Here is a 26,363-nt window from a genome sequence, read left to right on the forward strand (position 1 = left end):
ATTAGTACCCCCTTATCCTAATTGTCCTTAAAACTATTTATTACTTTTCTAAATAGCTTTTTCACATTACTAACTTCTTTCCTTTTAGAATAAAGCTCTTTAGGCACCTCAGTTTTCCCATTTATTTTTTGTATTTTACTATATATCTTTAAAACATCGTTGCAAATATTTCTAGTTCCTAAATACACTTTTTCATGCTCTTCCTTTAATCTTCCAATGGACTTTATTAGTTCATTATTTTCAAAATTAAACTTATTGAAAAAATCACTATTTATCTGTTTAAATTCTTCATTAAACTTAAGATCATCACCTAAGAATTCACTTACAACTTTATAATAAATAAGTTTCTTAAATTCACTATTTATTTCTCTATCATCATGGATTTTACAAAGATCTAAGAATAATCTCCTAAAATTCATTATCTTTTCTAAGGTTTCTATATCTTCTTTTTCATCTATTAAAACTAAAGCTGTAGATGTAAGTTTTACTCCATTTTTGAAGTGAAATTCTTTTAAAATCCTATATAATAAATCTAAAATTGAAGTTTTTATTTCCTTATAATTTTCCTTTAAAGTAACAGCACTTAATGAAGAGCAGGTTTCATTGAAATCATTTTTACAATCTAATCTATCAGATAAATCTAAAAGCTTTAGATATAATTTATATTTTTGAGATTCTATATTCTTATTTTCTAAGCCTTCTTTTAAAATTTTAATAGCCTTAGTATAGTCTCTTAATTCACTTACATTATAAATTTCAAATAGCTTTAAATAAAAATCCACCTCTACATTTTTTAATTTTAAACTCTTCCTTAAAACACTTTCTAAATTTTTCAAATCGTAACTTTCTGAATAAGAATTTATCAAAAGCTTATAATACTCTATATTGTTAGGATCCCTTATAACTAATTCTTTTAAAATCTTAGAGCTTTTTTTATAATTCCTTTCCTTCATTAAGCACAATGCCAAATCCTTTTTAACTTTTGTATTATCAGGATACTTCTGCAAAACTTTTTCAAAGTTTAAAATTGCTAAATCATATTTTTCATCCTTAGCTAAATCAACTCCTTCATTAAGAATTTTTTTAACCTCTGAATCAAATACCTCAGAAACATAAACATCTCTCTTTGATTTATCTATTAAAGTTTCATAAGCATCCCTTATAACCCTATATTCCTTAGGGAACTTTTCTGGTGGGTATTTTTTAGTCATATTAAAATAGGCATTTTTCACTTCACTATCAGAGGCATCTATCTCAACATTTAATTCTTTAAAATAATCGATCATACATATCCTCCTACCCTTATTAAATAAGTAATATATCTGTATACCATAACTTTATTTCAGTAACTTTAATAATATTCATTGGTAAGCTTAATTTATTTATAAAACTTAGTATGCTATTGATTATGATTATATTTTCACTTTTATTTAAACTTTCCTTATTTGACATAAATTATTTCTATTAATAAAATGTTAATGAATTATTTAATAAGATTAATTAATAATCTAAAAATATAGTTTAATAAGTCTTTGGAGGTTTCTATGTCGGAAAACCCTTTATATAAAATAAAACTCTTTTTTAAAGTCCAAATTATTTTTAGTTTCGTGGTTCTAGGAATAACATTATTTTCTGTATTTACCGACCCCCAAATATTACCTGACTATTTATTATGGGCTATCGCATTTTCATTTTGGATTTTTCAATGTGTAATTGGAGTATTTTTTTCTTTTAAATACAGACACTCTAAAAGCCATCTTAACACAATAAAATTAAGCTTTATACTTATTCAAAGTATTCAACTTTTAATGAACTTAATTGTGAATTTGTTAGGTATTTTAGATTTTCCAATTCACAAAATACTCTTACTAAAGAACATAAAGTTAGTTTTATTATCAGCAATTTTAATTTTCATGATTTATATTCTTATAAAGGACATGTTTCAATATAAGATTTTAAGAGACTACATAATTAGAGATTCATTTTTTACATTTATACCTTTTGCATTTATTATTTATGAGAACTCTAATTACTTCCTATCGTCTACATACTTCTTAGATGATTCAATTTATAGTTTATTTTTATTAAATCTTAATAGCTTATATATTTTCTTAGAAGGATTTCTTATAATCTTAATTTTTGTAAAAACAATTTATTTAAGAAATAATAAGAAAAGTAGTTTTCTTTTACTTATATATTTTTATATTTCAATCCTTAATTGTTATATAATCTCATATTTTAATAATGAAATTTTTTATTCTCATTATATATATCAAGGGGTAGCTATAGACTTCTTCAGCTCAATACTAGTACTGCTTAGCATCTATTATTCAACAATTGAAAAAGATACCCGCTTTAATATAGGATTACTAGATGATTCATATATGAATATAAATAATTCATGGATAAGTGTTACCATAGGAATTTTTCCTGTAACCTTTGCTGCAATATATATAGTTTCATCATCCATAATAAATAAAGACTTAAACGGACTTGAAAGTTTAATAATACTACTTCTTATTATGGTTTTATTACTATCTAGAGATGTAATCTTAAGAAGAGATAATTTAAGATTGATTGAAAGCGTTAAAAAAGCAAATGAAATTGATTTTTTAACTAATATGTATAGTAGAAACTATTTTTTAAAGCAACTTGAATCTAAGCATAATAACTATGCTCTCTTTTTTATAGATATAAAAAGCTTTAAAGATATAAATAATATTTTTGGTCATATTGCTGGAGATAAAGTTTTAGTTGAAGTTTCTAACAAACTTAAAGAACTTAAGTCTCTATTAGGAAAAGACATCCTATATTGTAGATATAGTGGAAATGATTTCGCTCTAATGTCTAGAATAGATCAAGTTGATTCTATTTTAAAATTTCTTCATAACTTTGAAGATATAAATGTAAAACATAATGCTGATATTATACATATCAATTTTAATGTTGGTTATTCACTAAATGAATCTAATGTTAATTTAGATTTATTAATTCAAGAAGCAGATTATGCTTTAATGAGAGCTAAAAAACTTAAAGTATCTAATAACGCAATACTTATGTATGATGATAACCTTAAAACAGATTTAGAGCATACAAACATACTAAAGAAGGATTTTAAAGATGATCTTCTATCAAATAAATTCCATTTAGTCTTTCAACCTAAAATTTCTGTAAAAACCTTAAAAGTTGTTGGTTTTGAAACATTACTAAGGTGGAAACACGATACCTTAGGATATATATCTCCTACTAAATTTATTCCTATTGCAGAGAATTTAGGAGAAATATCATCCCTTGATTTGTATGTATTTAAAAAAGCTTGTGAATTTCAAAGAAGTTTACTAAAACAAAATATTAAACTTAAGTGTAGTGTTAATCTTTCTTTAAACACATTAAAATCTTACGATAAAATTTGCCATATACTTCATATTTATAGAAAGCACCGTATTCCACCCAATTTAATAACAGCCGAAATTTTAGAAAATGTTTCATTAAATAATAATACTAGAACAATAGCCTATATAAATCAGCTTAGATCAAATGGAATTTGTATTTCAATAGATGACTTTGGAACAGGCTATTCTTCTCTTAGCCAAATATCAAGTTTATATTTTGATGAATTAAAAGTTCCTAGAGAGTTTGTTATTGATGCAAGAACTCCTAATAAAATAGCTGTTATTGAATTTATATCTATATTAGCAAAAAAATTAAATGTTACTTCAGTTATAGAAGGTGTAGAGACCTATGAAGATTTCAAATTATTTAGTAGATTAGGATTTGATGTTGTTCAAGGATATTATTTTTCTAAACCCTTAAATGAAAATGAATTTATGGAATATATAAATTCTACAAAATTAAATCTTGTTGTTAAAATTGATAAAAATATGGAGCCTACTAAATAAGTTAATAATTACTTATTCAAAAAAGGAGCTGTATCAAAAGTAACTTAAAATAAAACTTATAAATAGTATGAAGAGAATATCTAGATGAGCTTTAGAATTTAAGCTATTACGTAGAAAAATTTGCGTTAAGAAGCTGAGACTGTTTGACCGAAGGGAGTTTCGAAGCTTCAGCAAATTCTTCGTAATAATAGCTATAAATTCTTAGTGAAATCTAGTAATTCTCGGAATATATTTATAAGTTTTATTAAATAAAGTTTTAATACAACATATATATATTCATGATTATAACTATATTTTTTATTATAAAACTAATTTTCTTTTACTCATTTCTATCTCTTATTGCCTCTTCTAAATCTTCATTATTAAATACCATACGAACTTCAATACGTCTATCTTTTTTAGTCTCATTTATATCATACTCGTCATACCCTCTATCTCTTTCCTCTTTAGAAGAATAGTTTTCAAACTCAGACATACCTGATGCTTTAAATTTCTCTCCATGAAGATCTTCAAGTTTACTATCTTCTGGCATCATTTCATTTAAAAAGCTAATTGCTCTTTCAGTAGATAATTTTCTTCCGTGGATTGTTCCTCCAGCAAAATCAGTATGTCCAACAATTTCTATATAATCTATTTTTCTCTTTATTTCTTCCTTAGATAAAAGCTTATAAAATATCTCTCCTAGTTCAGCTGCTAATTTCTTTCCATCCTCTTTTAAAACTGCACTATCACTATCAAAAAAGGTTTCTGTTTTTATATCAATTTTTCCTTCTTCTCTGTTAAAATTCATTACTTCCTCATCAACAGCATACTGATTTAATTCCCCTTGAATTTTATCATAAACCGTTTCTCTTTCCGCAGCTATATTGTCTACAAAAATACTAGAAACCCCAATAGATGTAAGTAATATGAAGAAAAAAACTAAGGTAACAGTGGTCATTATATCAACAAAGGAAGGCCAATAAGAAGGAACTTCTTGTTCAGTTTTATATTTTCTTCTTCTAACCTTCATTTTTAACACCTACCAATCTCTTTGCCATCTTTTTGCCAATCTGAGTTTGATTTTCCCATCTCCCTTTTTCTATTTGTACTTCTACTTAATTCCTCAGTAGCTAAGCTTATATCTCTTAAAGGAACATTTAATTTATCAACTATATTAGATGAAAGTTCTTGTGTTTCTCTTTGAAGAGCATAGTATATTCCATTTGCTACTTCATTTTTCATATTTGAAACATTATCTGAAAACTTGTTTATTCCTCTCTCAAACTCTTTATAACCATCATTTAATCTTGCAATTTGATTAGATACAACCTGATTATTCTTATTTTGTTCTTCCTTTATGACTTTAAATGCATCATTAAAAGTATTGTACCCTCTCCTAACCTCATTACTTTGAACTTCTAACCTCATACAAAGTTTATTTATTTCCCTCTTGTTATCATTTATAGACTTAGATAGTTCAATAAAACTATCTTTAAGTTTTATTGTTTCAGTTGCAAACTTAGTATTTGTAGCACTTACTGAATTACAGAATTCAGTACTTATTCTATTAAACTTTTCCATGCTCTCTCCAAAACTCTTTATAGGAGTTTTTATTCCCATTACAGATATTCTAAAGTCGGCTACAATATTATCTAAGTCTTTCATATGCTTATTCATTCCATTAAAAGTATTTGTCATATCTAATGTATTTCTATTTATTCCTTGAACTAGATTGTTTATTCCTCTATTAAATAAGTCATCTAATTTTACTGAAAGTTCTCCTAAAACCCCCTTCATAAAATCAGAAATCATATCTTTCTCTGATTTCATATAAATAGAAAAAAGTATATTATCTAAGTAATCTTCAAAAACATCATAAAAATCTTCTTTGGCTCTCTTTAGATTAATATTAAGACAGTTTAATGTAACTGAACCTATAACCCCTACAATACTAGTCCAAAAAGCACTAGACATACTATCTAAAGGCATATTCATACTTCTTGAAAAATCAGCCATGCTTTGAGTTCCACTAGATAAAATCCCTGTTGTGGTCATAATAGCAATTGTAAGTCCCAAAAAAGTTCCTATAAGACCTAGAGCTATTGAAATAGCAGGTAATATATTAGCAATACTTTCTTCTTTTAATATTTTTCCTTCTATATTTTTTTGAATTATAACCTCTGTATTTATATTGTTAGTTCCTTTATTTGCACTTTTTCTAAATTCATCTGCCATTGATTTCAATTCACTATTAAAAAATTTAAGTTCTTTTTGATTATCTTTATTAGGTACATTTACCCATTCACTTTCTTGAAAATCCTTTAAGAGTCTTTCATATTTACCTTTAACTCTTATGTTATAAATAACCCCTAAAGATATAACTATTAAAATTAATCCAACACCAATATACCCCAAAATATTTTGAGTTAAAAATGATTGTAAGATATTGCTTATAATATCCATTATAAAAATACTCCTCCTAAAATTATTAATCTTTAATATGAAATATATGATGGCAATAGTATTTTTATAATGACTTTCCATAATAAAATTAGGCTATGTTTTAAGTAATTGTTGATTTCTAGATATATATTCAGACCTAACTTAATTTCGCAAAGAGTTTCTATTGTCTATTTCAGAATAATATCTAAGGCTTAGATGAAAGTCCAAATTTAAAATTTGGTATCTTGAACTTATGCAATCGAACTTTAGTGAGATTGTATTCCTTTTATAGAATACGCTCAAACAAAAAAGGAGCCATATCAATGATACAGCTCCCAACTTCTTTAGATATCTAACTAATAATTAATATATCCGAACTTCTAAATTATCTATATAAAGAATAAAGGCTGAAGAAAAATTTCTCCAACCAATTCCAAAATAAATACTAACACGCTATAAGTATTTACTATATGTAGACAGTATCACATTCTGGTTAAAAATTCAATAAAATCTACATATTTTTCTTTATTCTTTAAAAATTTTTATCAATTTATTGAATATATTTACTTTACTGTTATTTTAAACGACAAAAATAGCCATATTAATCAATTTTATATCTCTAAGAATTATATACTTTATAACTTTGAGTTTGCCATCTCCAAGAGTCCTCACACATCTCTTCTATTTCATATTTAGCTTGCCATCCTAACTCATTGTTAGCTTTGCTTGGATCAGCATAACACTCTGCCACATCCCCAGGTCTTCTTTCTATTATTTTATAGGCAATATCTTTTCCACTTATCTTTGAAAAAGCATTGACCAAATCCAAAACACTATATCCTCTTCCTGTTCCTAAGTTATAAATAACAAGACCAGGTTTCATTGTTAATTTCTCTAGTGCCTTAAGATGTCCAATTGCTAAATCAACTACATGGATATAATCTCTAACTCCAGTGCCATCATGTGTAGCATAGTCACTTCCAAAAATACTTAGCTCTTCAAGTTCTCCAATAGCAACCTTAGTTATATATGGCATTAAATTATTTGGAATTCCATTTGGCTCTTCCCCTATTAACCCACTTTTATGTGCGCCTACAGGATTGAAATATCTTAAAATACATATATCCCAAGTATCATCTGATTTATATAAGTCACTTAAAATTTCTTCTATCATAAGTTTAGTTCTTCCATATGGATTAGTAACTGATAAAGGACATTCTTCATGACACGGAACAATCTTACACTCTCCATAAACAGTAGCCGATGAACTAAACACCAATTTTTTAACATTATATTTTTTCATAGTTTCTAATAAAACTAATGTGCTAACTAAGTTATTTTTATAATACTCTAGTGGTATTACTGTAGATTCTCCAACAGCCTTTAATGCTGCAAAATGAATTACTGAATCTATTTCATTTTCTGAAAATACTCTCTCTAATCCATCACTATCAAGCAAATCCATTTTATAAAACTTTATATCACTTCCTGTGATTTCTTTTATTCTATCTTTAACCAACTCTTTACTATTGGATAGGTTGTCTATAACTACAATCTCAAGCCCTTTATTTATTAATTCAACGCATGTATGGCTTCCTATATAACCAAGCCCTCCTGTTACTAATATAGCCATTTTTCTCCACCCTTTATACCGTATTAAGTGTTTCTTTACAAACTTACAAATTAAAACCTAATTTACACTTTATTACATTTTAACACGGATTACTTGGGCAATTTTATATATTTTTGTAAATACAAACCACTTCTTATACACATAATTTATATTTCATTAAAATTTTCCTTCCAGAACTTTAATTCTTCTAAATGTTCATCAATTAAAGAATCTTTTATATACTTAACCTTTTTTCCATCTGTATTTCTATATCTAGTTTCACATACTTTTACTAAAAATACTGTTATTCCTTCATAGCACTTTAGAACATTTCCTATTCTATAGCTTCTCTTTTCTATGTTAGTATCTCCGTATATAAGCCTACTACTCTGTATCATAGGAATGAAATCTCTAAATCTTTGTTCTATAGCCTCACCTAAATTAGTAGCAGAACATAATAACTTGTAAATTCCTATTAATTTATTTTTATCATCTTTTGCTTGCTCTAAAATCTTCTTCATTTCATCTCTTGCGGCTTGTATTTCCATCATTTCTTCATCTAAATTTTTATTTATTTTGTTTATCTTAAAGACCTTAATAAAAGGACTCTTTATATTTTTTATAATAGACTTTTCATTACAATCTATCATTAAAAGTTCTTTAATAGGTCGTATATCATAATCATTTATTACATATTCACTACTAACTTCTTCTCCTAAAGTAGCTTTTATAGCTTTTCTTTCTAAAATACTCATATTTTTAGCATATTTAGGTACTAGTGTTTCTAATATATATATTTTTTCTTCGTTTATTTTGTTAACTAAATGCTTTATATCTCTGTTTTCATTTTTTAATTCTTCATAATATTTTTCTTTTTCATTAGAAAATAATTCTTGAAGTTCTAAAGCCCTACTATATGCTTCATCAAAACCTTTGGTAAACATTTCTCCTCCTGAACTACAAATTAAAACTATATACGTCCCCTATATATTTATTATATATCACAAAAGTAAAAGTTCTAAGCCTTTATACAATTTAAAATAAATATTTAAATTACTTGACTTTATTGATATGTTAACGTATAGTTAAAGAGTAGTAAATACAATTTAATGACGCGGGATGGAGCAGCTGGTAGCTCGTCGGGCTCATAACCCGAAGGTCGTAGGTTCAAGTCCTGCTCCCGCAACCACAAAAAAGGTTCTGTAAAACAGAACCTTTTTTTATTTGAATCCAATATTTATTTTAAAATAAAAATAGCTATATCAAAACAAGTTGTCTTGATATAGCTTGTATATTTCTATTTTTCTAATCTTTTTTCGTCTCTTCTAATATCTCTTTTTAGCTCTTTACATTCTTTTTTATATTCTATAGCTTCTTTATTTAATTCTCTAATCCATTTTTGAGCTATTTGTTCTTCATGAGCTTTAAAGTGTTCGTATTTTTTATATTCTCTTAAAGCGTCTTTAATCTTTTTATCTAATTCTTTAGTGTTTAGTAGTTCTCCACACTGTTCGCTTAATAAATCTTCATAATCTCTATAAACTTCGAAAAAGGCTTTCATAGCTTCTCTTTTATCTTTTCTACCTTTTAAATTATTTACTAATTTTTTTAAAATATGCTTATGTTCAGCAAGTTCTGGATCTTCTCCTTCTTCAGCTAGAACAACTAGATTTTCTAATTTTTTTCTAGTGTACTCTAATGTAGTATCTTCTAAAGCATCTTCTATTCCATATTGTCTAAGAAATTTTTTAAATTCTTCCACATCAGCTTCATCATTAAATGGTAGAAGTTCTTCTACTTCAATATCTATTGTTTCTTTATTCATTTGTATTACCTCCTAAGATAAATACAAATACTATAGTTTCAATGTAGAATTCATCTACACTCAAGCCTTAGTATTTATATAATTATTTATTAATTATATTAATACTAAGCTCTATCCTTTCAAAGGATTCCAATCACTAGTTGCTAATATTTTTACTATAATTATAAAAAAAAATCATTTTTTCTATTTTTTAATAGCTAAGCTTAAAATATTTTAATAATAATCAATTTTTTTAAATCATTTTTAAACTCTACATATTAACACTTACATTTTTAGATTTAGTGTTAAAGGCTATTTTTAATAAAATAGGTGTTACTATTGTTGTAACAACAACAACGATTATTATTGGAGCTAAAAATTCTGGTAACATTAACCCCATTGCAATTCCTTTATTAGCTACTATAAGTGCTACCTCTCCCCTTGATATCATCCCTGTTCCAATCTGAATGGCTTCACTATTACTATAATGACACAACTTAGCTCCTAGACCACATCCTACTATCTTACTAATTATAGCTATTAAAAGTAATAATATAGCAAATATAAAAATTGGTTTAGTCATAGTTGTCAACTCTACCTTTATTCCTATACTAGCAAAGAATATAGGTGATAATAACATATATGATAATGTTTCGAATCTGGAGTTTAAATATTTTGTTCTATTAGAATCAGATATTACTAATCCTGCTATAAATGCTCCAGTTATATCTGCTACTCCAAAGAACTCCTCCGCCACGAAAGATAATAATAAACAAAATACAAAGGCTATAATTACAAATCTTCTTAAATCCCTTTGATATCTTTCATCTAATTTTATGAATGCCCAGTGGAATAAGTATCCTGCTAATCCTGCGAAAATAAAGAACATTACTATTTTACCTAAAACTAATACTACATTAACTGATGGATCTGCTAAACTTGTTGTTATGGTTAAAGCCACAATACCTAAAATATCATCAATTATAGCAGCTCCTAGTATCGCATTCCCTGCTCTTGTGCTTAATTTTCCCATCTCTTTTAATGTTTCTACTGTAATACTAACTGAAGTGGCTGTTAATATTATTCCAATAAAGACATTTTGTAGAACAGCATTAGAATCTACTCCCTTATTAAATATACTTGCAATAAAAAATCCACCTATAAGTGGGATTATTACTCCAAGTACAGCTATTATAAATGATGCTTTACCTGTTTTCTTCAATTGATTAATATCTGTTTCCAATCCTGCAGTAAACATTAAAACTATTACTCCAAGCTCTGCAAGTTGCTGTATAAATTCTGTTTCTGATAAAACATTTAAGACTGCTGGTCCTAAGATAATCCCTGCAAGCAAAGCCCCAACAACTTGAGGCATTTTAACTCTTTTAGTTATTAGCCCAAAGATCTTAGTACTAATAAGAATAAGTGCCAAGTCAAATAAAAATTCATAAGATAACACTATAAACCCCTCCCTAATTTAAAAATATGCATTACTACCAATTATAATTTCTATTTCTAATTATTTCAATATATGTCATCATATTGAAATAATTTATTTAAATAACAGTCTATTTATCTATACTATTCACTTATTAACTACTTTAGTTTTTAACTGTAAAATGTGTACAACAATATATATTCTTATTAAATTTAATTTAATAGTTTAAAAATTTTTTAATGATTTTCTATTTAAAATAAAATCAAATATTAATTTCTTCTAAAATCTATTTTTAAAAAAAATAATTAACTTTCTTTTGTGAATGAAAGTTAAAATAGTCCAATTAAGAAGTAAATTTTATGCTAAAATTAAAGTTGCCGCTATATTCTAATAAAGGGGGATCCATATTTATGAAAATTTTAGTTGTAGATGATGAAGTGAGCATATTACAACTTATCAAAATGAACTTAGAAATAGAAGGTCACATTCCTATAACAGCTGAGAATGCCTTGGATGCATTAGAATTAGTAATAAAAGAAAAGCCAGACATAATAATTCTAGATGCTATGTTACCAGATATAAGTGGCTTTAATCTAATACCAAAAATAAAAAATATAGATGATATACCTATAATTATGTTAACAGCTAAAAATGATATAAATGATAAACTTTTAGGTCTTCAATTAGGTGCTGAAGATTATATAACTAAACCCTTTAATAGTACTGAATTAATGTTAAGAATAAACATAGTTAGCAGACATATTTCAAATTCTTGCGAAAAAAAAGTAAAGGATTTAATAGTTGGAGAGCTTATTCTATTATTAGATGAAAGAAAGGCTCTTATTAATTCTGAGTACATAAATCTAACCTTTAAAGAATTTGAAGTTTTAAGATGCCTTTGTCAAAATAAAAATAGAGTTTTTTCAAGAGAAGAACTACTAAATAAAGTTTGGGGATATGATTTTGAAGGAACAACTAGAGCTGTAGACATCCTAATTCAAAGACTTAGAAAGAAGTTAGGTCCATGTCAAAACTACATAAAAACCTTATATAAGGCTGGTTATAAGTTAGATGAAGAACAATAAAATGAAACTTAAATTAAATTTAAAGCAAAAAATTATTTTAACGAACTTATTGATATTAACGCCTATAATAATTTTTATATTCATAATAACTTATAATGCTTTGAATAAAAACTTAATAAATAACTCCATAGAATATCTACTTGATAAAAGTAGGACAACGGAATCTTACATACTTAATTTACTTTCATCAAATGATTCTGAAAATAAGGAAGATATTATTAGAGATAATGCACCATTTATAGCTTCAACACTTAGTGAAAAATATAATGTGAGAATTCAAATAATAAGTAATTCAGCTCAAATAATATATGATTCATCATCAGATGAGGTATCTTTATTTGGTTCTGATATAAATGAAGCTTTAAAAGGTCAAACAGCCTATATAGTAGAGAAAATAGATAATACTCCTACTATATTTCTTTCTAGTCCAATATTTTATGAAGGGAAAGAATATGGTGCCATAAGATTGATTTTAATAAACACAGAAGCTTATGAGATATTAAAAAATACATTAACAATATTTATTATTAGCGGATTAATTGCAATAGTAATTGCAATATTTTTAATAAACACCTTTGCCAAGGAATTGGTTAGTCCTTTAGTTGTTTTAAAACAAAAATCTAAAAATATTTCTGAAGGTAACTTTAAAGAAGAGCTCCACATAACAAGTGGTGATGAAGTTGAAGATTTAGCAAATACCTTTAACATAATGAGTGAAAACCTTGATAAATACATAAATGAAATAAAATCTTCTAAACTTCATCAAAAGAAATTTTTTGATAATGTATCTCATGAATTTAAAACACCATTAACTGCAATAATTGGATTTTCAGAAATCATTCCAAAATTAAATGATAAAGAAAAAATTATTCAAAGCTCCTCTCTTATAGAAAAAGAAGGTAAAAGACTTTTAAACTTAGTTGAGGAAATACTTTTGATTGCTAAAAGTAATAAAGATAATTTTCAGATTGAATATACGTATATAGATGTTAAGTCTCTAATAGATGATTGTTTAAAAATCCTAAAAATAAAACTTGATAATTATGATATTAAAGTTGAAAGAAATTATGAATCATTTTTTATATATGGAGACCATGATAAAACGAAGCAAGTCTTTATAAATATAATAGATAATGCAATAAAATATAGTGGATGTGAAACTCTCAAAATTTTTACTACGAAATCTACTAATAAAATAGATGTCATTATAGAAGATGATGGAACAGGTTTCTTAATTAAGGATGAGTACACAAATCCTAAGGGTAATGGACTTGGAATAAAGATTTGTAAAGATATAATGCAAAGCCAAAATTATGGTTTCAATATAGAAAGTGAATTAGATGTTGGAACTAAAGCTACACTCTCCTTCTTTATTCATAAAAAAAGTGAGAATAAGGAGGTTTCAGAAAATAATGAGTAAGAACTTTAAAAATACTCTTTTCATTTACTTATTTTTTATAATAATAATACTTGCTACATACATTTATTATTCTAATGATATATACGATTCTTTAACTGTAGTTAAAAGTTCTAAAGAAAATAAGGTTGATTTAAATATTAAGATACCTGATAAAATAACAATTTCAAACCCATATTTAGGTACTGCCGTAATTTCAAATAAATCTGAACTTAATGAATTACTACATTATTTCAATAAGATATGCGTAACTAATTCAAATAATGAAAATACGCTTCCTTTAAAAAATACATTATTTATCTCAGGTGAAATTTTTTATTTAAATGGTGATTCAACACCTTTTGAAATATCAAACGCATTAAAATTAAATGGAGAAAGTTTCTCAAACAACTCTTATTTAATAAATATGCTAAGAAATGATTTGAAAGATGCATTCTATACAGTTAGCAACTTTGAGTCTATATTATCAAGTCCTGATAACTTAATCACCTACAAAGAAGATGGTGTTGTTAAAAATCTTTCAAATGATTCTAAGGAATTTTTGTTAGAAGATTTTAAAACTTTAAGAATTATGAATGATAATAAGGATTTCTTAAAAACTGATTTAAGCGAACTTCCAAAGTACCATTTAACTCTATATAGATATGCTAAAGAAGGAGATGTATCTAATAATACTTTTTATATAGATGTTTATAAAGACTACGTAATTATACAATATCTAGGTGATGAAAATGGTAAAACTATTTATTTAAAGGGGAATTTAAATGAAGAAATTTTTAAATAAAAAAATTACCTTACTATTCATAATTATTATTATTATTTTACTAGCACATTTACATATTTTAAAAAAGGAAAAAGCCCTAAGCACTTCAAATATGAACCACATAGTTGTTTATGGTTCTTTAAGAGAAGAGGAAGGAAAATACCTTCTTGAGAAATTTAAAAGTGAGTATGATTGTACTTATGAATATATAAAGCTTCCAACAGAAGAAGCAGTACAAAGAATATTAGATACAAAGGATAATCCTCAAGGAGATATTTTTATAGGTGGAAGCTGTGATGCTTATGAAATTCTTAAGAAAAATAATGCCTTAGGAGATTATAACTCACCATCAGCTAATAATATTCCTACGAAATATAAAGATTTAAATGGATATTGGACTGGCTTTCAAATAACTCCTCTTGCAATAGGTATAAATGAATCACTATGGAAAAAAACTTTTGGAGATTCTGTTCCTTATCCTAATAAAATTGAGGACTTACTGAATCCAGAATTTAAAAATAAAATAATACTTCCTAACCCTCAAACTTCTGGTACCGGATACACCTTAATGGCATCACTTTATCAAGAACTGGGGAAAGAGAAATTTGAAGATTTCATAAAAAAACTTAATAATAATGTTGCCTCTTCAACTATAAGTGGATTTAATTCAATTCAAAGAGTTGCCTCTGGAGAGTACTTATTAACTGTTAATTTTCTAAGCGATCAACTTATAGCGGATAAATCTTCAGATAATATTATTAGCATAGTTCCAGAAAATGCGGGATGGAATGTGGATTCTATAGCCTTAATAAAGAATTCTAAACATAAAAAAATAGCAAAAAAATTTATAGATTTTGTATTATCAAATGAAACCTCAAAAAATCTTTCTAAATTTTCTAAGGCTATTTCAACTAAAAACTTTGACACAAATCAATTTAAAATATATGATAAATATAACTTCTACCTAGCGGCTGAAGATAGAAATGAAATTATGAAAATACTTTATACCAATAAAAATTAATTAAAATCTCTTAAATGTTACATTTGTGAAACATTTAAGAGATTTTCTTGTTTAATTCTTATCTTATTATTAATAAGTAAACTGTTTCTTGAAAACATTAACACAAATAGTAGGAGGATTATAGAATGTTTGGATTTTTTAGCCCAGCTCCAGCAATACCTAGACTTCCAAAAGATAAAATACCATCAGCATACAAAGCTTATCGTATTCGTATGTTTCTTATGATATTTATTGGATATACAGGTTACTACTTAGTTAGAAAAAACTTTGCTGTAGCATCACCATATTTAATTAATAACTATGGATTTTCAAAAACACAAATAGGACTTATAAGTATGGGACTTGCTGTATCTTATGGTTTAAGCAAGTTCGTTTTAGGTAATTTATCAGACAAATCAAATGTCAAAAAATTTATATGTTTCGGACTTATTGCATCATCTGTAATGAGTGTTTTAATGGGATTCGCTCGTACAGTTCCAATATTCTTAATACTTATGATACTTAACGGATTATTCCAAGGTATGGGAGCTCCACCATGTTCAATAGTATTAGGTAAATGGTTCTCTCAAAAAGAAAGAGGACTTAAAATGGGAATATGGAATACTTCCCATAATATAGGTGGGGGCTTAATAGCACCTATTGCAACTTTATGTTTATTAGTATTTGGACAAAATCATTTCCAATCAATATTTTTTGTTCCAGCAATAATATGTACAGTAATAGCTTTATTCTGTTACGTAATTGGAGCTGATACTCCAGCATCTGTTGGTTTACCTCCAATTGATGAATATAGAAATGATTATTCAGAAGTTAAAGACGATGTTAACCCAACAAATTTATCTTCAAAAGAAATAATGGTTAAATATGTTCTTAAAAATAAATATGTTTGGTACTTAGCAATGGCTAATATCTTTGTTTATTTAATAAGACAAGGTGTTGTCAACTGGATTCCTATATACTTACAAGAATCAAAAGGATTCTCAGCAGCTAATGCTAACTGGGCAATGTTCTTATTTGAATATGCTGCAATACCAGCATCAATATTACTTGGATGGCTTTCAGACGTTATTTTTAAAGGAAGACGTGCTCCACTTAGTATTCTATGTATGATAGGTGTTATATTTGCTACAGTAGCTTATTGGCAAACAAGTAGTACTTTAGTAACAATGATTGCTGTTGCATTCATAGGTTGCTTCATATATGGACCTCAATTATTAATAGGAATGAACTTAATCGATGTTGTACCTAACTTCGCTGTTGGATCTGCTACTGGTTTCTCAGGGCTTTGCGGATACCTTCTTGGTGAGTTCATGGCTGACTTCGTTTTAGGTATGATAGCTGATAACTTTGGATGGAACGGTGCATTCATATTTATCATAATAGGTGCATTCATAGCATTAATTCTTTTATCTTTAACTTTAAAAATAAAAACAAATGTAAAAGAAGAAAAAAAAGTAGCTTAATAATTAATTAGATATAAATAAATATATACATATATAAATCAAATAAAGGAAACTAGAAGGCTCCCCCCTTCCAGTTTCCTTTTTAAGTGAATCTATACTCTTAATTCTTTAAAATTAGCTTTTATACCATTTCCCCATCCCTCAGCAGTTTCAATATTAGACAGTGGATAGTATTTGCCTTTAACTAATATATAAATATTATTATCTACAGAATTTTTATCTTTGAAAAATTTAACGCCTTTTGGTATTCCATTTGAACTATTATTGGCAATAGGTTCAAATAATTTAGGTATCTTTTTCTTAACAACACCAACAAACTCCAAATTATTTATTTTTTCTTCATTATCCTCTGGTGAGTCAAGATTTAAAACATATAAAGTATCATTATATTTTAAATAAGTCCATCCATAGGATTTATTATATTTAGAATATTTGATTCCAACTAACCCAATAACTAAAACTAAAACTAAAATTAAAATAAACGAAGCAATAATTTTTTTAAGCACAACCATTCCCCCTTATTTATAACTCATTTTAAATTCAAAAAATTCAAATTAGTTATAATGTAATCTCTATAACTGATTGCTTTTATACAAATAGCTTAAAGTACTTACTGGATTTCCAACTAGTAGTTTAGCTCCATCACTATATCCTTCTTCTCTTCCCTCTAATTCCTTAATTAATATTTTTCTTAAGTAATCTATCCTCTCCTTATATTCCTTGTAATTTATAAGATTAGTAAGCTCATTAGGATCATTCTCTAAATCAAAATACTGTTCCTCACCTCTTTGAGAAAACCATAAAAATTTATCTTTCTTTGTTACAATATAATGGTTAGAGTCATCACCAAAGGAATGCTCTCCATGAATATATTCTCTCCATGTCTTGCCTTCCCCCTGAACTAAATCTTTTAGACTTAAACCTTCTACTGAGTCTGGTATCTCAATATCCGCAAAATCTAATAGAGTTGGCATAATGTCTCTTAACTCTAGAACTTCGTCAAATACTTTTCCCTTTTCTCCCTTTAATAAGTTTCCTGGATCATAGATGAAAAATGGAACTCTAGCGCTTCCCTCATAAGGAATAGCCTTTCTAAACCAATTATGATCTCCCATCATATCACCATGATCTGAAACAAATAAGAATATCGTATTATTTAACTCCCTGTATTCTGATAAAGCTATTAAAAATCTTCCTATTTGATGATCAATATGAGTTATTGATCCATAATAAGCAGCTTTAGCTCTTTTTAATGCTTTTTTATTTACTATTCCTTTTATACAATTTATATCTTTTCCTCTATTATCCTCATCAGTTCCAATTGCCCAATCTCCCATTAAAGGTTCGGGTAAATTTTCATCCTTATACATATCGAAATAGACCTTTGGTGGATCTAATGGTGAATGCGGTCTAACAAATGACATTTTTAAAAAGAATGGTTTACTTGGGTCCCTTCTTCTCAAGAAGTCTATGGATTCATTAACTACCCAATTAGTTGGATGTAAATTTTCCTCATATCCCCATGGTCTAGCTACCCATGAATTACAATCAAGACCTATATCTATTAAATCTGCATTATGTCCTTGTCTTTCTCTAAACCATTTTAAATAATCATCACATTGCTCTATTTGAGTAGCTGCCTTTCCCTCCTTATTTCTAGCAAAGTGTAAATAGCCATCATGTAACATAATATTATGAAATCCACAAAGATTTCTTTCTGGATAAACATGCATCTTTCCAATACATTGAGTATGATAACCAGCCTTTGAAAATTCTGAAGCTATGGTATTTTCATAATTCCATGCAACTCCATCTTGATATCCTACTCTTCCATGTGATTTCTGGCTCATACCTGTTAGCACAGCAGCTCTGGCTGCAATACAACTTGGAACCGCTGTGTATGCATTTTCAAAGTTATATCCTTGAGTAGCCATCATATCTAGATTAGGAGTTTCTATAAACTCATTACCATTAACCCCAAGGCAATCTCCTCTCATCTGATCAACCATCATTAAAACAACATTTGGTCTCATCTTCAATTCCCCCATTTCCCTTTTCATTATACCTATTTAAATATATTATAACCTTTTCATTAACTTATGTAGATTGGCTATTTTTACAGTTTTATTAAATATTTTTAACTCTTTTACTCAAACGAAAAAAAGGCTGTGCCAAAATAATTCTCCAATAAGACTTTTAAATAGTATAAACTTTATAAGCCTTACATTTTAGTTTTGATACAACCTCTTATTTTTAGAATAATGACTCTGTTATTATTTGTTTTCTTCTATTAATCTTTTTATTTCTAACCTACAGGCAAAACAACCATAGACATTAGCCCCTGTCTCCTTTTTAACTTTTTCATAAGTGTCTGCTCCATTTTTTATGGCTTCTATTATTGTTCTCTCAGATACTTTTTTACATCTACATACAATTTTATCATTATCTATATTACTCAAATTAAACATCTCCTTGACTTTAAAAATCTATTTTTAGCTTACCACATAAATTTCCCTTATTAAAATAAATTAGTAATACTAAAAGGCTGTGTTTTAAAATAGTGTTGATTATCAGCTAGTTCTTAAAGGCTAGCTAATAATCAATATTCACCTTAAACAAAGCCTAACAAAAAAGCTATGCAAATATTTTAACCTTTGCATAGCTTTTTATAAATTTATTTAAATATGTGTCTTATATATTCCTTGGGGTTATATAAGAGTATTCTAGGTCCTGAAAACTTCATTACCTCTTTAACCTTTTCTCTCATATCTTTCTTGTAACAATGAATAGGACACTTTTTACAAGAACTTTTTTCATTTCCAAACTTACAATAACTTAACCTTTTATGAGCATATTCCTCTAACTCTCTACATTCAGCACACAGTTCTCCATTTTGACTACCATGTTTTTTCTTACAATAAAGTTTTATCATCAATGTTATTATCTCTTTTTCTTTATCTATTCTGTTCAAAAACTTCACCCACTTTTACTGTTTTAATTCTAAATATAAAATAATAGAATTTAAAGATCATTAGTACTACTATAAATATTTTTAAATGAATACTATTTGATAATATTAGTGGAAATAAAAGCATTATGTCAGCCATAAGTAATATACTTACCTTTGTTTTTAAAGTCATAGCTCTATTTTTTTCAAAGCTTTCTAAGTGCTTTTTGTATATACTTGTTCCCTTAAACCATCTATCAAATTTATCTGACCCTTTAACAAAACAAAAGGCTGTTAATAATAAAAATGGTGTAGTAGGTAATATTGGTAGTATTATTCCTACTATCCCTAATCCTAATGAAAGAAACCCTAAAACCACATAAAATATTCTAAGCAAGCTCATGTTTCACCTCTTCACATTGAATTAAATTACCCTTGTTAATTCTAAATACTTTTTCACATACCCTAGTTGTAGACTTTCTGTGAGTTATAAGGATAAGAGTTTTATTTTTTAAGTGTGTTCTTATAGACTTAAGGATTATTCCCTCATTTAAAGTATCTAAATTACTTGTAGGCTCATCTAAAATTACAATTTCACTTTCTCTTAGGAAAACTCTAGCTAGTCCAATTCTTTGTTTTTCTCCTGAAGATAAGTTGCCACCTAATTCTCCTACCTTTGTTTTATATCCATCCTCTAAAGTCTCTATAAACTCATGTATTCCTGCTTTCTTAGCTGCTTCTTTTACCTCATCTAAAGTTGCATTTAGCTTTCCTATTTTGATATTGTCCTCAATACTCATATTAAATAGGCTTGTTTCTTGACCCATTAAGGACATTTTCTTTCTTAACTCTTTTGTCTGAATATCTTTTACATTTTTGCTTCCTAGGTTAATTTCTCCTTTTGTAACATCCCAAAATCTCATAAGTAATTTTACAAAGGTACTCTTTCCAGTTCCACTTTCTCCAATTACAGCAATTTTGTCTCCTAAGTTTATATCTATATTTATATCTTTTAATACATTTTCTTTTCCCATGTATGCAAAAGAAACATTCTTATAGCATATTTTGTTTTTAACTTTCATACCTTCACCTAAAACTTCTTCTACAGAAGGCTTTTCGTCTAATATGTTAAAAATTCTTTGAGCTGATGCAAAAGTTAAAAGAAGATTGTTAGATAAATTACTTAAAGCAACCACAGGACCAAAGGAAGATGCTATTAAGGTAACCATAATTATTAATTGACCTATTGTCATAGTTCCTTTTAAAACCTCTAAGTAAGAAACATATAAAGCTATAAGTATCGTTAACATTATGATTAAATCACTAAAAGCTCTTATTATTCCTTCATGCTTTTTTATAACCTTTTGCTTTTCATTTAATCCTTCAGATAATTTTTTTATGTTATCTCTTCTTTCAGTACCATTATTAAAAATTAAAACTTCTTTAATACCTCTAAGAGAATCTAGAATATAAGAATTTGTTTTTCCAAATGCTTCTCTATATTGAACACCAGCTTCTTTTCCAAAGCTACTACTAATATAAGGAACGCCAAAACCTATTAATATATAACCAATTATTCCAACTATCCCTACCTTTACGTTTATACTTAATAATATTAATCCCATTATAGAGTTAGTTATAATTGCTATACTTATTGGCGCTATAGTATGTGCATAAAATACTTCTAAAAGTTCAATGTCAGAAGTTATCATTGAGATTAGATTTCCCTTCTCCATACTTTCCAGCTTAGCTGGTGCCAGTTTTCTAAGGGCAGAAAATACTTTATCTCTTAATATAACCAATATTTTAAAGGCTATATAATGACCACTTAGCTGTTCTCCATATCTTAAAGGTCCTCTTAATATTCCAAGTACTATCATTAAAATAAGAGCTGTTTTAAATGAAAAACTTATAGTACTATCTATTAAGCTTGATATTGCTACACTCCCAAAGACAGTTATTCCTATAGCTGCTAAAAATCCTAAAACTCCCATAAATACTGTTATGAACATTACAGGAGCAAGAGGTTTAAGCTCTACTATAAGCCTTTTCATTATTGAAAAACCTGATTTTCTCATTTATATAACACCTCCTATTTCTAATTCATTTTGATAATTTACCATGCCATAATATTTATTTCTTCTTTCCATAAGATCTTTATGGCTTCCTTCTTCAACTAAACTTCCCTTATCTAACATATAGATTCTATCTGCATTTTTAACGTTAGCTAATCTATGAGATATAACTATTACTGTTTTCTCTTTTGCTATTTCATTTATAGATTTCCAAATCATATTTTCACTTTCAACATCAATATTTGAAGTTGCTTCATCAAATATTATTACTTCTCTATTAGCTAATATAGTTCTAGCTAAAGCAAGTCTTTGCTTTTGTCCTCCTGAAAGCTTTGATCCACCTTCACCAACTTCTAAATCTAATTTTTCCTTTTTAGAATTTACAAAGTCTAAAAGATTGGCTTTTTCTAAGGCATAATTTATTTCCTCTAAAGTTGCATCATTCTTAGCTATTAATAAGTTATCCTTTATTGTTCCATTAAATATATAACTATTAGTTGATATTATTGATACTCTATTATAAAGACCAGCAAAATCTATATTATTTATATCAGCTCCATTTAAAGTTATTTTTCCTTTTGATGCCTTATAGTTATTTAAGATTAGTGAAGCTATAGTACTTTTTCCACTTCCACTTTCACCAATTATTGCTACATATTCCCCTTTGCTTATTGATAAGGATATATCCTTTAAAACCTCTCTTTTGCCATCATAAGAAAAACTTACACTCTCAAGAGATATATTTGATATTTCATTAAGGTTATTATTTGATGAAATCTTGCTTTCATCAGCTTCTAAAACCCTAAAAATTCTATCTGCAGCCGCTATTCCATTCATAGCAATATGGAAATATGATCCTAATAATCTAAGAGGTATGAAAAACTCTGCTGATATTAATAAAATTACTATCATTCCTCCAAGGCTTACTGTTCCAGCTCTAAATTGTAATAAAGCTACTATACTTCCAAGAGCGGCTCCCCCAAAAGCTATTAAATCCATAACATTAATTGAGTTTAACTGCATACTTAAAACTTTCATTGTTATTTTTCTAAAGCTTTCAGCTTCTTCATTCATAAGTTCATGTCTTTCATTATCAACATCAAAAACCTTTAATGTTGTAAGCCCTTGAAGATTTTCTAAAAATGTATTTCCTAAATCTGAATACTGTCCCCAATAATCCTTTAATATTTTCTTTGCTATTTTCATTATTAATATTATTGAGATTGGTATTAACGGTAAGCAAAGTATAAATACTAAAGCTGCCTTAAATGAAATAAATGCTAAAGCACAAAATAAAGTCAAAGGAGCTAAAATAGAATATATTAACTGAGGTAAGTATTTACTAAAATAAACCTCTAGAGCCTCTACCCCTTCAACAGCCATTTGAACAATTGATGATGTAGAATCTACCTTATCATATCTCATTCCAAGCTTTAAAAGCTTCTCATATATCTTATCTCTAAGAGTAACCTTAACCATCTCCGAAGATTTATATGAGAAGTGTCCACTTAATAAGTTCACACAAAATCTTATTCCTAAAAGTCCAATTAAAATTAATATTTTTTTATTTAAATTTTCAATATTTCCTAAGCTAAAAAATTCCTGAATACTAAATCCAATAACTATTATTGTCATCAGATTACAAATTACAGAAATCCAATTCATTAAAACAGTTAAACCTATGTATTTCTTAGATTCCTTACACAAGTTTAAAAGTCTCTTGTCTATCATCATAATTCTTACACCATCTTTCTAAAGTTTATAAATTCACCTAACAAATAGTTTTTGGTATAAAATAAACCTCTCCAGTTTCATTACATTTGTTAATAACACCATGAACCTTATAAACTTCTTTTAATAAATTTTCATCTATTACATTCTCTGCTTTTCCCTCTTTTACAATTTCTCCATCTTTCATGACAACAATATTATGACTATATTTAATTGCTTGATTTATATCATGTAAAACCATAATCACAGTTAAACCATTCTCCTTATTTAATTTTTTTACAATCTCTAATATCTCTATTTGATGAAAAATATCTAAATAAGTTGTTGGCTCATCTAAAAATAAAATTTTAGGTTTTTGAGCCAAAGCCATTGATATAAATGCTCTTTGCCTTTCTCCTCCTGATAAATTCATAACTCCCTTATGTTTTAATTCATTAAGTCCTGTACACTCTAAAGCCCATTGAATTATATTTTTATCTTCATTATTACTACTCTTAAAATATCCTTTGTGAGGATATCTGCCATAAGCAACAAGCTCCTCAACCTTTATATCTTTAGGCACACTATTTTGTTGATGAACAGTGGCTAATACCTTTGCTATATCCTTATATTTAAGATTGTTCATATTTAAATTGTCTAAATAAACATACCCTGTTTTACTTTTATTTAAAGCACATAATAAACTTAACAAAGTTGACTTTCCACTTCCATTCGGCCCAATAATAGTGGTTATCTCTCCCTCTTTTATATATATATTTAAATCATTAATGATATTTTTTTCTCCCCTGTAATTGAATGATAATTTCTCTCCTCTAATCATCTACATATCACTCCTTCTTAGTAGGTATAAGAAGAATGGTGCTCCAATAACTGCCATAATTATTCCTGCAGGTATTTCATATGGTTTTACTAACATTCTTCCTATTGTATCTGCAAGTAAGACTAATGCTCCTCCAACAAATATTGAAAAAGGAATCAAGTATCTATGATCAGAGCCAATTAATATTCTACAAATATGTGGTACAACTAATCCAACAAAGGAAATAATACCAACAATGGCTGTTGACACACTTCCTAAAAATACAGCTACCACTGTTATTAAAATCATTTGTAAATCTGAATTAAACCCTAAACTTTTTGCATTTTTATTTCCTAAAACTATAACATTACATGACTTAGCTAAAACCAATGCAAATCCCATTCCTATTATTGAATAAACAAATAAAATTTTAACCTCATCCCATGAAGTGGCAGCTAAACTTCCACTTATCCAAGATTGTATATTTCCTGCACTAGGCCCACTCCCTATGGTTAATATTTGTGATAATCCTACTAAAAGGGCATTTATAGCAGCCCCTGCAAGTACAATTCTCATAGTATCTAACTCTTTTTTATAAGCCATTAAATACACAACTATGCATGAAACAAGTCCTCCAAAGAAACCTACTATTGGTCTTATTGCTCCTGAAGTTGGCATAAATATTATAAATACTAAAGATACTAAGCATGCTCCAGAAGATATTCCTGTTACTTGAGGATCTGCTAACGGATTTCTTATTACTGCTTGAAGCAATACCCCTGCTAAGGCAAGATTTCCTCCAACTAAAGCTGCTATAATTACTCTAGGCATCCTTAAATCTTTTATTATTCCTATATTTCCTTGAGTTTCTCCACTTAAAAGACCTGTTATTAATTCACTAAAACTTATATCAATACTTCCCAACTTTAAAGAAATAAGCATTAACCCGAAAACTATTATTATTGCTAATCCTATATATAAGCTTTTTAACTTATTATTTTTCACCATATATTATTTCACCTAACTTATCTAAAGCTTCTATTACCTTTAGGTTTGCACTCATACCAAAGTATCCATTTTCTAAGTAATAGACCTTTCCTTCTTTAACAGCTTCAATTCTGCTCCATGCTGGATCTGAAGCAAATTTTTCCTCAGCCATTTTCTTAGCTTGTTCAGGCATTCCATGAGTCATAACCAATACCATATCTGGATTTAACTTTACTATTTCCTCATTGCTATATGAAACAAATGGCCCTTTATCATCTTTAACTATATTATTTCCGCCAACCTTCTCAACTAAGTTTCCTATATACGATGAAGGAGTAGCAATCATCATACTTCCTGGTGCTGCAAATACTAATAAAACATCCTTTTTTTCTTCTTTAGATAAATTTGAAAACTCATCTTCCTTAACTTTAAGCTCATTTAATATTTCATTTGCTTTTTCTGTTTTATTGAATCTTTCACCTAAAGTTGATATACTTGTTTTTAATCCTTCTAATGTAGTTAAATCTATAAATTCACTAGGTATATTGTTATCAGTAAATAGTTTTTTATAATCTTCTCCTAAGGTATCTACAGATACTACAACATCTGGATTTAAAGATTTTATTATTTCTAAATCTGGATTCATTGGATTACCAACTTGCACAGCTCCCTTAGTATTTTCAGGTAACTCATAGGAACTAGTTGGAACTCCACTAATCTTTACTCCTAATTCATCTAATATTTCTGTTACCGCAACGGAAGTGGCTACAACAACCTCTTCTCCATTTTCTTTATTTAAACTTGTTTTTAATTCTTCAGAATTATTTGAACACCCAATAATTCCAAATCCTAAAAAACATACTAACCCTAAAGCTATCCCCTTTTTTAAAAACACTAT

General features: G+C 27.5%; 23 protein-coding genes and 1 tRNA gene. 7 read left to right on the forward strand and 17 right to left on the reverse strand.

Annotation, left to right across the window (positions count from 1 at the left end):
• Window positions 1–17: 17 nt before the first annotated feature.
• Entirely contained in the window at window positions 18–1,286 is a 1,269-nt protein-coding gene (locus OIF33_RS16325) for a tetratricopeptide repeat protein (protein ID WP_322505300.1), read from the reverse strand.
• Window positions 1,287–2,384: 1,098 nt separating this feature from the next.
• Here OIF33_RS16325 and OIF33_RS16330 point away from each other — a divergent pair.
• On the forward strand, window positions 2,385–3,899 hold the full coding sequence (locus OIF33_RS16330) for a bifunctional diguanylate cyclase/phosphodiesterase (RefSeq protein WP_322505301.1): 1,515 nt from the start codon (window positions 2,385–2,387) through the stop codon (window positions 3,897–3,899).
• Between the two features lie 319 nt (window positions 3,900–4,218).
• Here OIF33_RS16330 and OIF33_RS16335 read toward each other — a convergent pair whose 3' ends face one another.
• From OIF33_RS16335 to OIF33_RS16350, 4 genes are all read right to left on the reverse strand, one after another.
• Complete coding sequence (locus OIF33_RS16335; protein ID WP_322505302.1) at window positions 4,219–4,911, reverse strand: hypothetical protein; 693 nt, start codon at window positions 4,909–4,911, stop codon at window positions 4,219–4,221.
• A gap of 2 nt (window positions 4,912–4,913) precedes the next feature.
• Complete coding sequence (locus OIF33_RS16340; RefSeq protein WP_322505303.1) at window positions 4,914–6,344, reverse strand: hypothetical protein; 1,431 nt, start codon at window positions 6,342–6,344, stop codon at window positions 4,914–4,916.
• 598 nt (window positions 6,345–6,942) lie between these two features.
• Window positions 6,943–7,956, reverse strand: a complete 1,014-nt coding sequence (galE, locus tag OIF33_RS16345; protein WP_322505304.1) for a UDP-glucose 4-epimerase GalE — start codon at window positions 7,954–7,956, stop codon at window positions 6,943–6,945.
• A gap of 146 nt (window positions 7,957–8,102) precedes the next feature.
• Window positions 8,103–8,879 (reverse strand): hypothetical protein, encoded by a 777-nt coding sequence (locus tag OIF33_RS16350; protein WP_322505305.1) that lies wholly within the window; start codon window positions 8,877–8,879, stop codon window positions 8,103–8,105.
• Between the two features lie 169 nt (window positions 8,880–9,048).
• On the opposite strand from OIF33_RS16350, the gene OIF33_RS16355 reads away from it, so the two are divergent.
• Window positions 9,049–9,124, forward strand: a tRNA-Met gene (locus OIF33_RS16355).
• Window positions 9,125–9,232: 108 nt separating this feature from the next.
• Here the strand turns inward: OIF33_RS16355 and OIF33_RS16360 are convergent.
• Both OIF33_RS16360 and OIF33_RS16365 read right to left on the reverse strand, forming a co-directional pair.
• On the reverse strand, window positions 9,233–9,760 hold the full coding sequence (locus tag OIF33_RS16360; protein ID WP_322505306.1) for a hypothetical protein: 528 nt from the start codon (window positions 9,758–9,760) through the stop codon (window positions 9,233–9,235).
• A 250-nt stretch (window positions 9,761–10,010) separates the two neighbouring features.
• On the reverse strand, window positions 10,011–11,198 hold the full coding sequence (locus OIF33_RS16365; protein WP_322505307.1) for a cation:proton antiporter: 1,188 nt from the start codon (window positions 11,196–11,198) through the stop codon (window positions 10,011–10,013).
• Window positions 11,199–11,587: 389 nt separating this feature from the next.
• On the opposite strand from OIF33_RS16365, the gene OIF33_RS16370 reads away from it, so the two are divergent.
• From OIF33_RS16370 to OIF33_RS16390, 5 genes are all read left to right on the forward strand, one after another.
• Complete coding sequence (locus tag OIF33_RS16370; protein WP_322505308.1) at window positions 11,588–12,262, forward strand: response regulator transcription factor; 675 nt, start codon at window positions 11,588–11,590, stop codon at window positions 12,260–12,262.
• Entirely contained in the window at window positions 12,249–13,682 is a 1,434-nt protein-coding gene (locus tag OIF33_RS16375; protein WP_322505309.1) for a HAMP domain-containing sensor histidine kinase, read from the forward strand. The genes OIF33_RS16370 and OIF33_RS16375 overlap by 14 nt, the downstream gene beginning before the upstream one ends.
• The gene (locus tag OIF33_RS16380) at window positions 13,675–14,463 is read left to right on the forward strand and encodes a DUF3919 family protein (protein WP_322505310.1); all 789 of its coding nucleotides are present in this window, start codon (window positions 13,675–13,677) and stop codon (window positions 14,461–14,463) included. The genes OIF33_RS16375 and OIF33_RS16380 overlap by 8 nt, the downstream gene beginning before the upstream one ends.
• Complete coding sequence (locus OIF33_RS16385) at window positions 14,444–15,463, forward strand: ABC transporter substrate-binding protein (protein WP_322505311.1); 1,020 nt, start codon at window positions 14,444–14,446, stop codon at window positions 15,461–15,463. Before OIF33_RS16380 ends, OIF33_RS16385 begins: the two co-directional genes overlap by 20 nt.
• A 125-nt stretch (window positions 15,464–15,588) precedes the next feature.
• Window positions 15,589–16,926: an MFS transporter gene (locus OIF33_RS16390; protein WP_322505312.1), complete on the forward strand. Its 1,338-nt coding sequence runs from the start codon at window positions 15,589–15,591 to the stop codon at window positions 16,924–16,926.
• Between the two features lie 92 nt (window positions 16,927–17,018).
• Here the strand turns inward: OIF33_RS16390 and OIF33_RS16395 are convergent, their stop codons facing one another.
• The 10 genes from OIF33_RS16395 to isdE all read right to left on the reverse strand — a co-directional run bounded on the left by OIF33_RS16395 (window position 17,019) and on the right by isdE (window position 26,360).
• Complete coding sequence (locus OIF33_RS16395; RefSeq protein WP_322505313.1) at window positions 17,019–17,432, reverse strand: hypothetical protein; 414 nt, start codon at window positions 17,430–17,432, stop codon at window positions 17,019–17,021.
• A gap of 66 nt (window positions 17,433–17,498) precedes the next feature.
• Entirely contained in the window at window positions 17,499–18,959 is a 1,461-nt protein-coding gene (locus OIF33_RS16400; RefSeq protein ID WP_322505314.1) for an arylsulfatase, read from the reverse strand.
• 240 nt (window positions 18,960–19,199) lie between these two features.
• On the reverse strand, window positions 19,200–19,385 hold the full coding sequence (locus OIF33_RS16405) for a (2Fe-2S)-binding protein (RefSeq protein ID WP_322505315.1): 186 nt from the start codon (window positions 19,383–19,385) through the stop codon (window positions 19,200–19,202).
• 215 nt (window positions 19,386–19,600) lie between these two features.
• A complete protein-coding gene (locus OIF33_RS16410) occupies window positions 19,601–19,897 on the reverse strand; it encodes a nitrous oxide-stimulated promoter family protein (protein WP_322505316.1) in 297 nt (98 codons plus the stop codon).
• Window positions 19,881–20,276 (reverse strand): YbaN family protein, encoded by a 396-nt coding sequence (locus tag OIF33_RS16415; RefSeq protein ID WP_322505317.1) that lies wholly within the window; start codon window positions 20,274–20,276, stop codon window positions 19,881–19,883. Before OIF33_RS16415 ends, OIF33_RS16410 begins: the two co-directional genes overlap by 17 nt.
• Complete coding sequence (locus OIF33_RS16420) at window positions 20,263–21,951, reverse strand: ABC transporter ATP-binding protein (protein ID WP_322505318.1); 1,689 nt, start codon at window positions 21,949–21,951, stop codon at window positions 20,263–20,265. Before OIF33_RS16420 ends, OIF33_RS16415 begins: the two co-directional genes overlap by 14 nt.
• Window positions 21,952–23,679 carry an ABC transporter ATP-binding protein/permease gene (locus OIF33_RS16425; RefSeq protein ID WP_322505347.1) on the reverse strand — a complete coding sequence of 576 codons (1,728 nt, stop codon included), beginning with the start codon at window positions 23,677–23,679 and terminating at the stop codon, window positions 21,952–21,954.
• Window positions 23,680–23,719: 40 nt separating this feature from the next.
• A complete protein-coding gene (locus OIF33_RS16430; protein ID WP_322505319.1) occupies window positions 23,720–24,499 on the reverse strand; it encodes an ABC transporter ATP-binding protein in 780 nt (259 codons plus the stop codon).
• Window positions 24,500–25,486 carry an iron ABC transporter permease gene (locus tag OIF33_RS16435; protein WP_322505320.1) on the reverse strand — a complete coding sequence of 329 codons (987 nt, stop codon included), beginning with the start codon at window positions 25,484–25,486 and terminating at the stop codon, window positions 24,500–24,502.
• Complete coding sequence (gene isdE / locus OIF33_RS16440) at window positions 25,473–26,360, reverse strand: heme ABC transporter substrate-binding protein IsdE (RefSeq protein ID WP_322505321.1); 888 nt, start codon at window positions 26,358–26,360, stop codon at window positions 25,473–25,475. Before isdE ends, OIF33_RS16435 begins: the two co-directional genes overlap by 14 nt.
• Window positions 26,361–26,363: the final 3 nt, after the last annotated feature.

This window comes from Clostridium sp. LIBA-8841, assembly GCF_034439435.1.
Taxonomy (GTDB): domain Bacteria; phylum Bacillota; class Clostridia; order Clostridiales; family Clostridiaceae; genus Sarcina.

Bases quoted from the DNA above. Each gene is read 5' to 3' on its own strand.
- OIF33_RS16390 (WP_322505312.1), top strand. From the start codon at position 15,589: ATGTTTGGATTTTTTAGCCCAGCTCCAGCAATACCTAGACTTCCAAAA.
- OIF33_RS16325 (WP_322505300.1), bottom strand. From the start codon at position 1,286: ATGATCGATTATTTTAAAGAATTAAATGTTGAGATAGATGCCTCTGAT.
- OIF33_RS16415 (WP_322505317.1), bottom strand. From the start codon at position 20,276: ATGAGCTTGCTTAGAATATTTTATGTGGTTTTAGGGTTTCTTTCATTA.
- OIF33_RS16350 (WP_322505305.1), bottom strand. From the start codon at position 8,879: ATGTTTACCAAAGGTTTTGATGAAGCATATAGTAGGGCTTTAGAACTT.
- OIF33_RS16400 (WP_322505314.1), bottom strand. From the start codon at position 18,959: ATGAGACCAAATGTTGTTTTAATGATGGTTGATCAGATGAGAGGAGAT.
- OIF33_RS16380 (WP_322505310.1), top strand. From the start codon at position 13,675: ATGAGTAAGAACTTTAAAAATACTCTTTTCATTTACTTATTTTTTATA.
- OIF33_RS16330 (WP_322505301.1), top strand. From the start codon at position 2,385: ATGAATATAAATAATTCATGGATAAGTGTTACCATAGGAATTTTTCCT.
- OIF33_RS16335 (WP_322505302.1), bottom strand. From the start codon at position 4,911: ATGAAGGTTAGAAGAAGAAAATATAAAACTGAACAAGAAGTTCCTTCT.
- OIF33_RS16360 (WP_322505306.1), bottom strand. From the start codon at position 9,760: ATGAATAAAGAAACAATAGATATTGAAGTAGAAGAACTTCTACCATTT.
- OIF33_RS16425 (WP_322505347.1), bottom strand. From the start codon at position 23,679: ATGATAGACAAGAGACTTTTAAACTTGTGTAAGGAATCTAAGAAATAC.
- OIF33_RS16430 (WP_322505319.1), bottom strand. From the start codon at position 24,499: ATGATTAGAGGAGAGAAATTATCATTCAATTACAGGGGAGAAAAAAAT.
- OIF33_RS16420 (WP_322505318.1), bottom strand. From the start codon at position 21,951: ATGAGAAAATCAGGTTTTTCAATAATGAAAAGGCTTATAGTAGAGCTT.
- OIF33_RS16375 (WP_322505309.1), top strand. From the start codon at position 12,249: ATGAAGAACAATAAAATGAAACTTAAATTAAATTTAAAGCAAAAAATT.
- OIF33_RS16370 (WP_322505308.1), top strand. From the start codon at position 11,588: ATGAAAATTTTAGTTGTAGATGATGAAGTGAGCATATTACAACTTATC.
- galE (WP_322505304.1), bottom strand. From the start codon at position 7,956: ATGGCTATATTAGTAACAGGAGGGCTTGGTTATATAGGAAGCCATACA.
- OIF33_RS16435 (WP_322505320.1), bottom strand. From the start codon at position 25,486: ATGGTGAAAAATAATAAGTTAAAAAGCTTATATATAGGATTAGCAATA.
- OIF33_RS16385 (WP_322505311.1), top strand. From the start codon at position 14,444: ATGAAGAAATTTTTAAATAAAAAAATTACCTTACTATTCATAATTATT.
- OIF33_RS16340 (WP_322505303.1), bottom strand. From the start codon at position 6,344: ATGGATATTATAAGCAATATCTTACAATCATTTTTAACTCAAAATATT.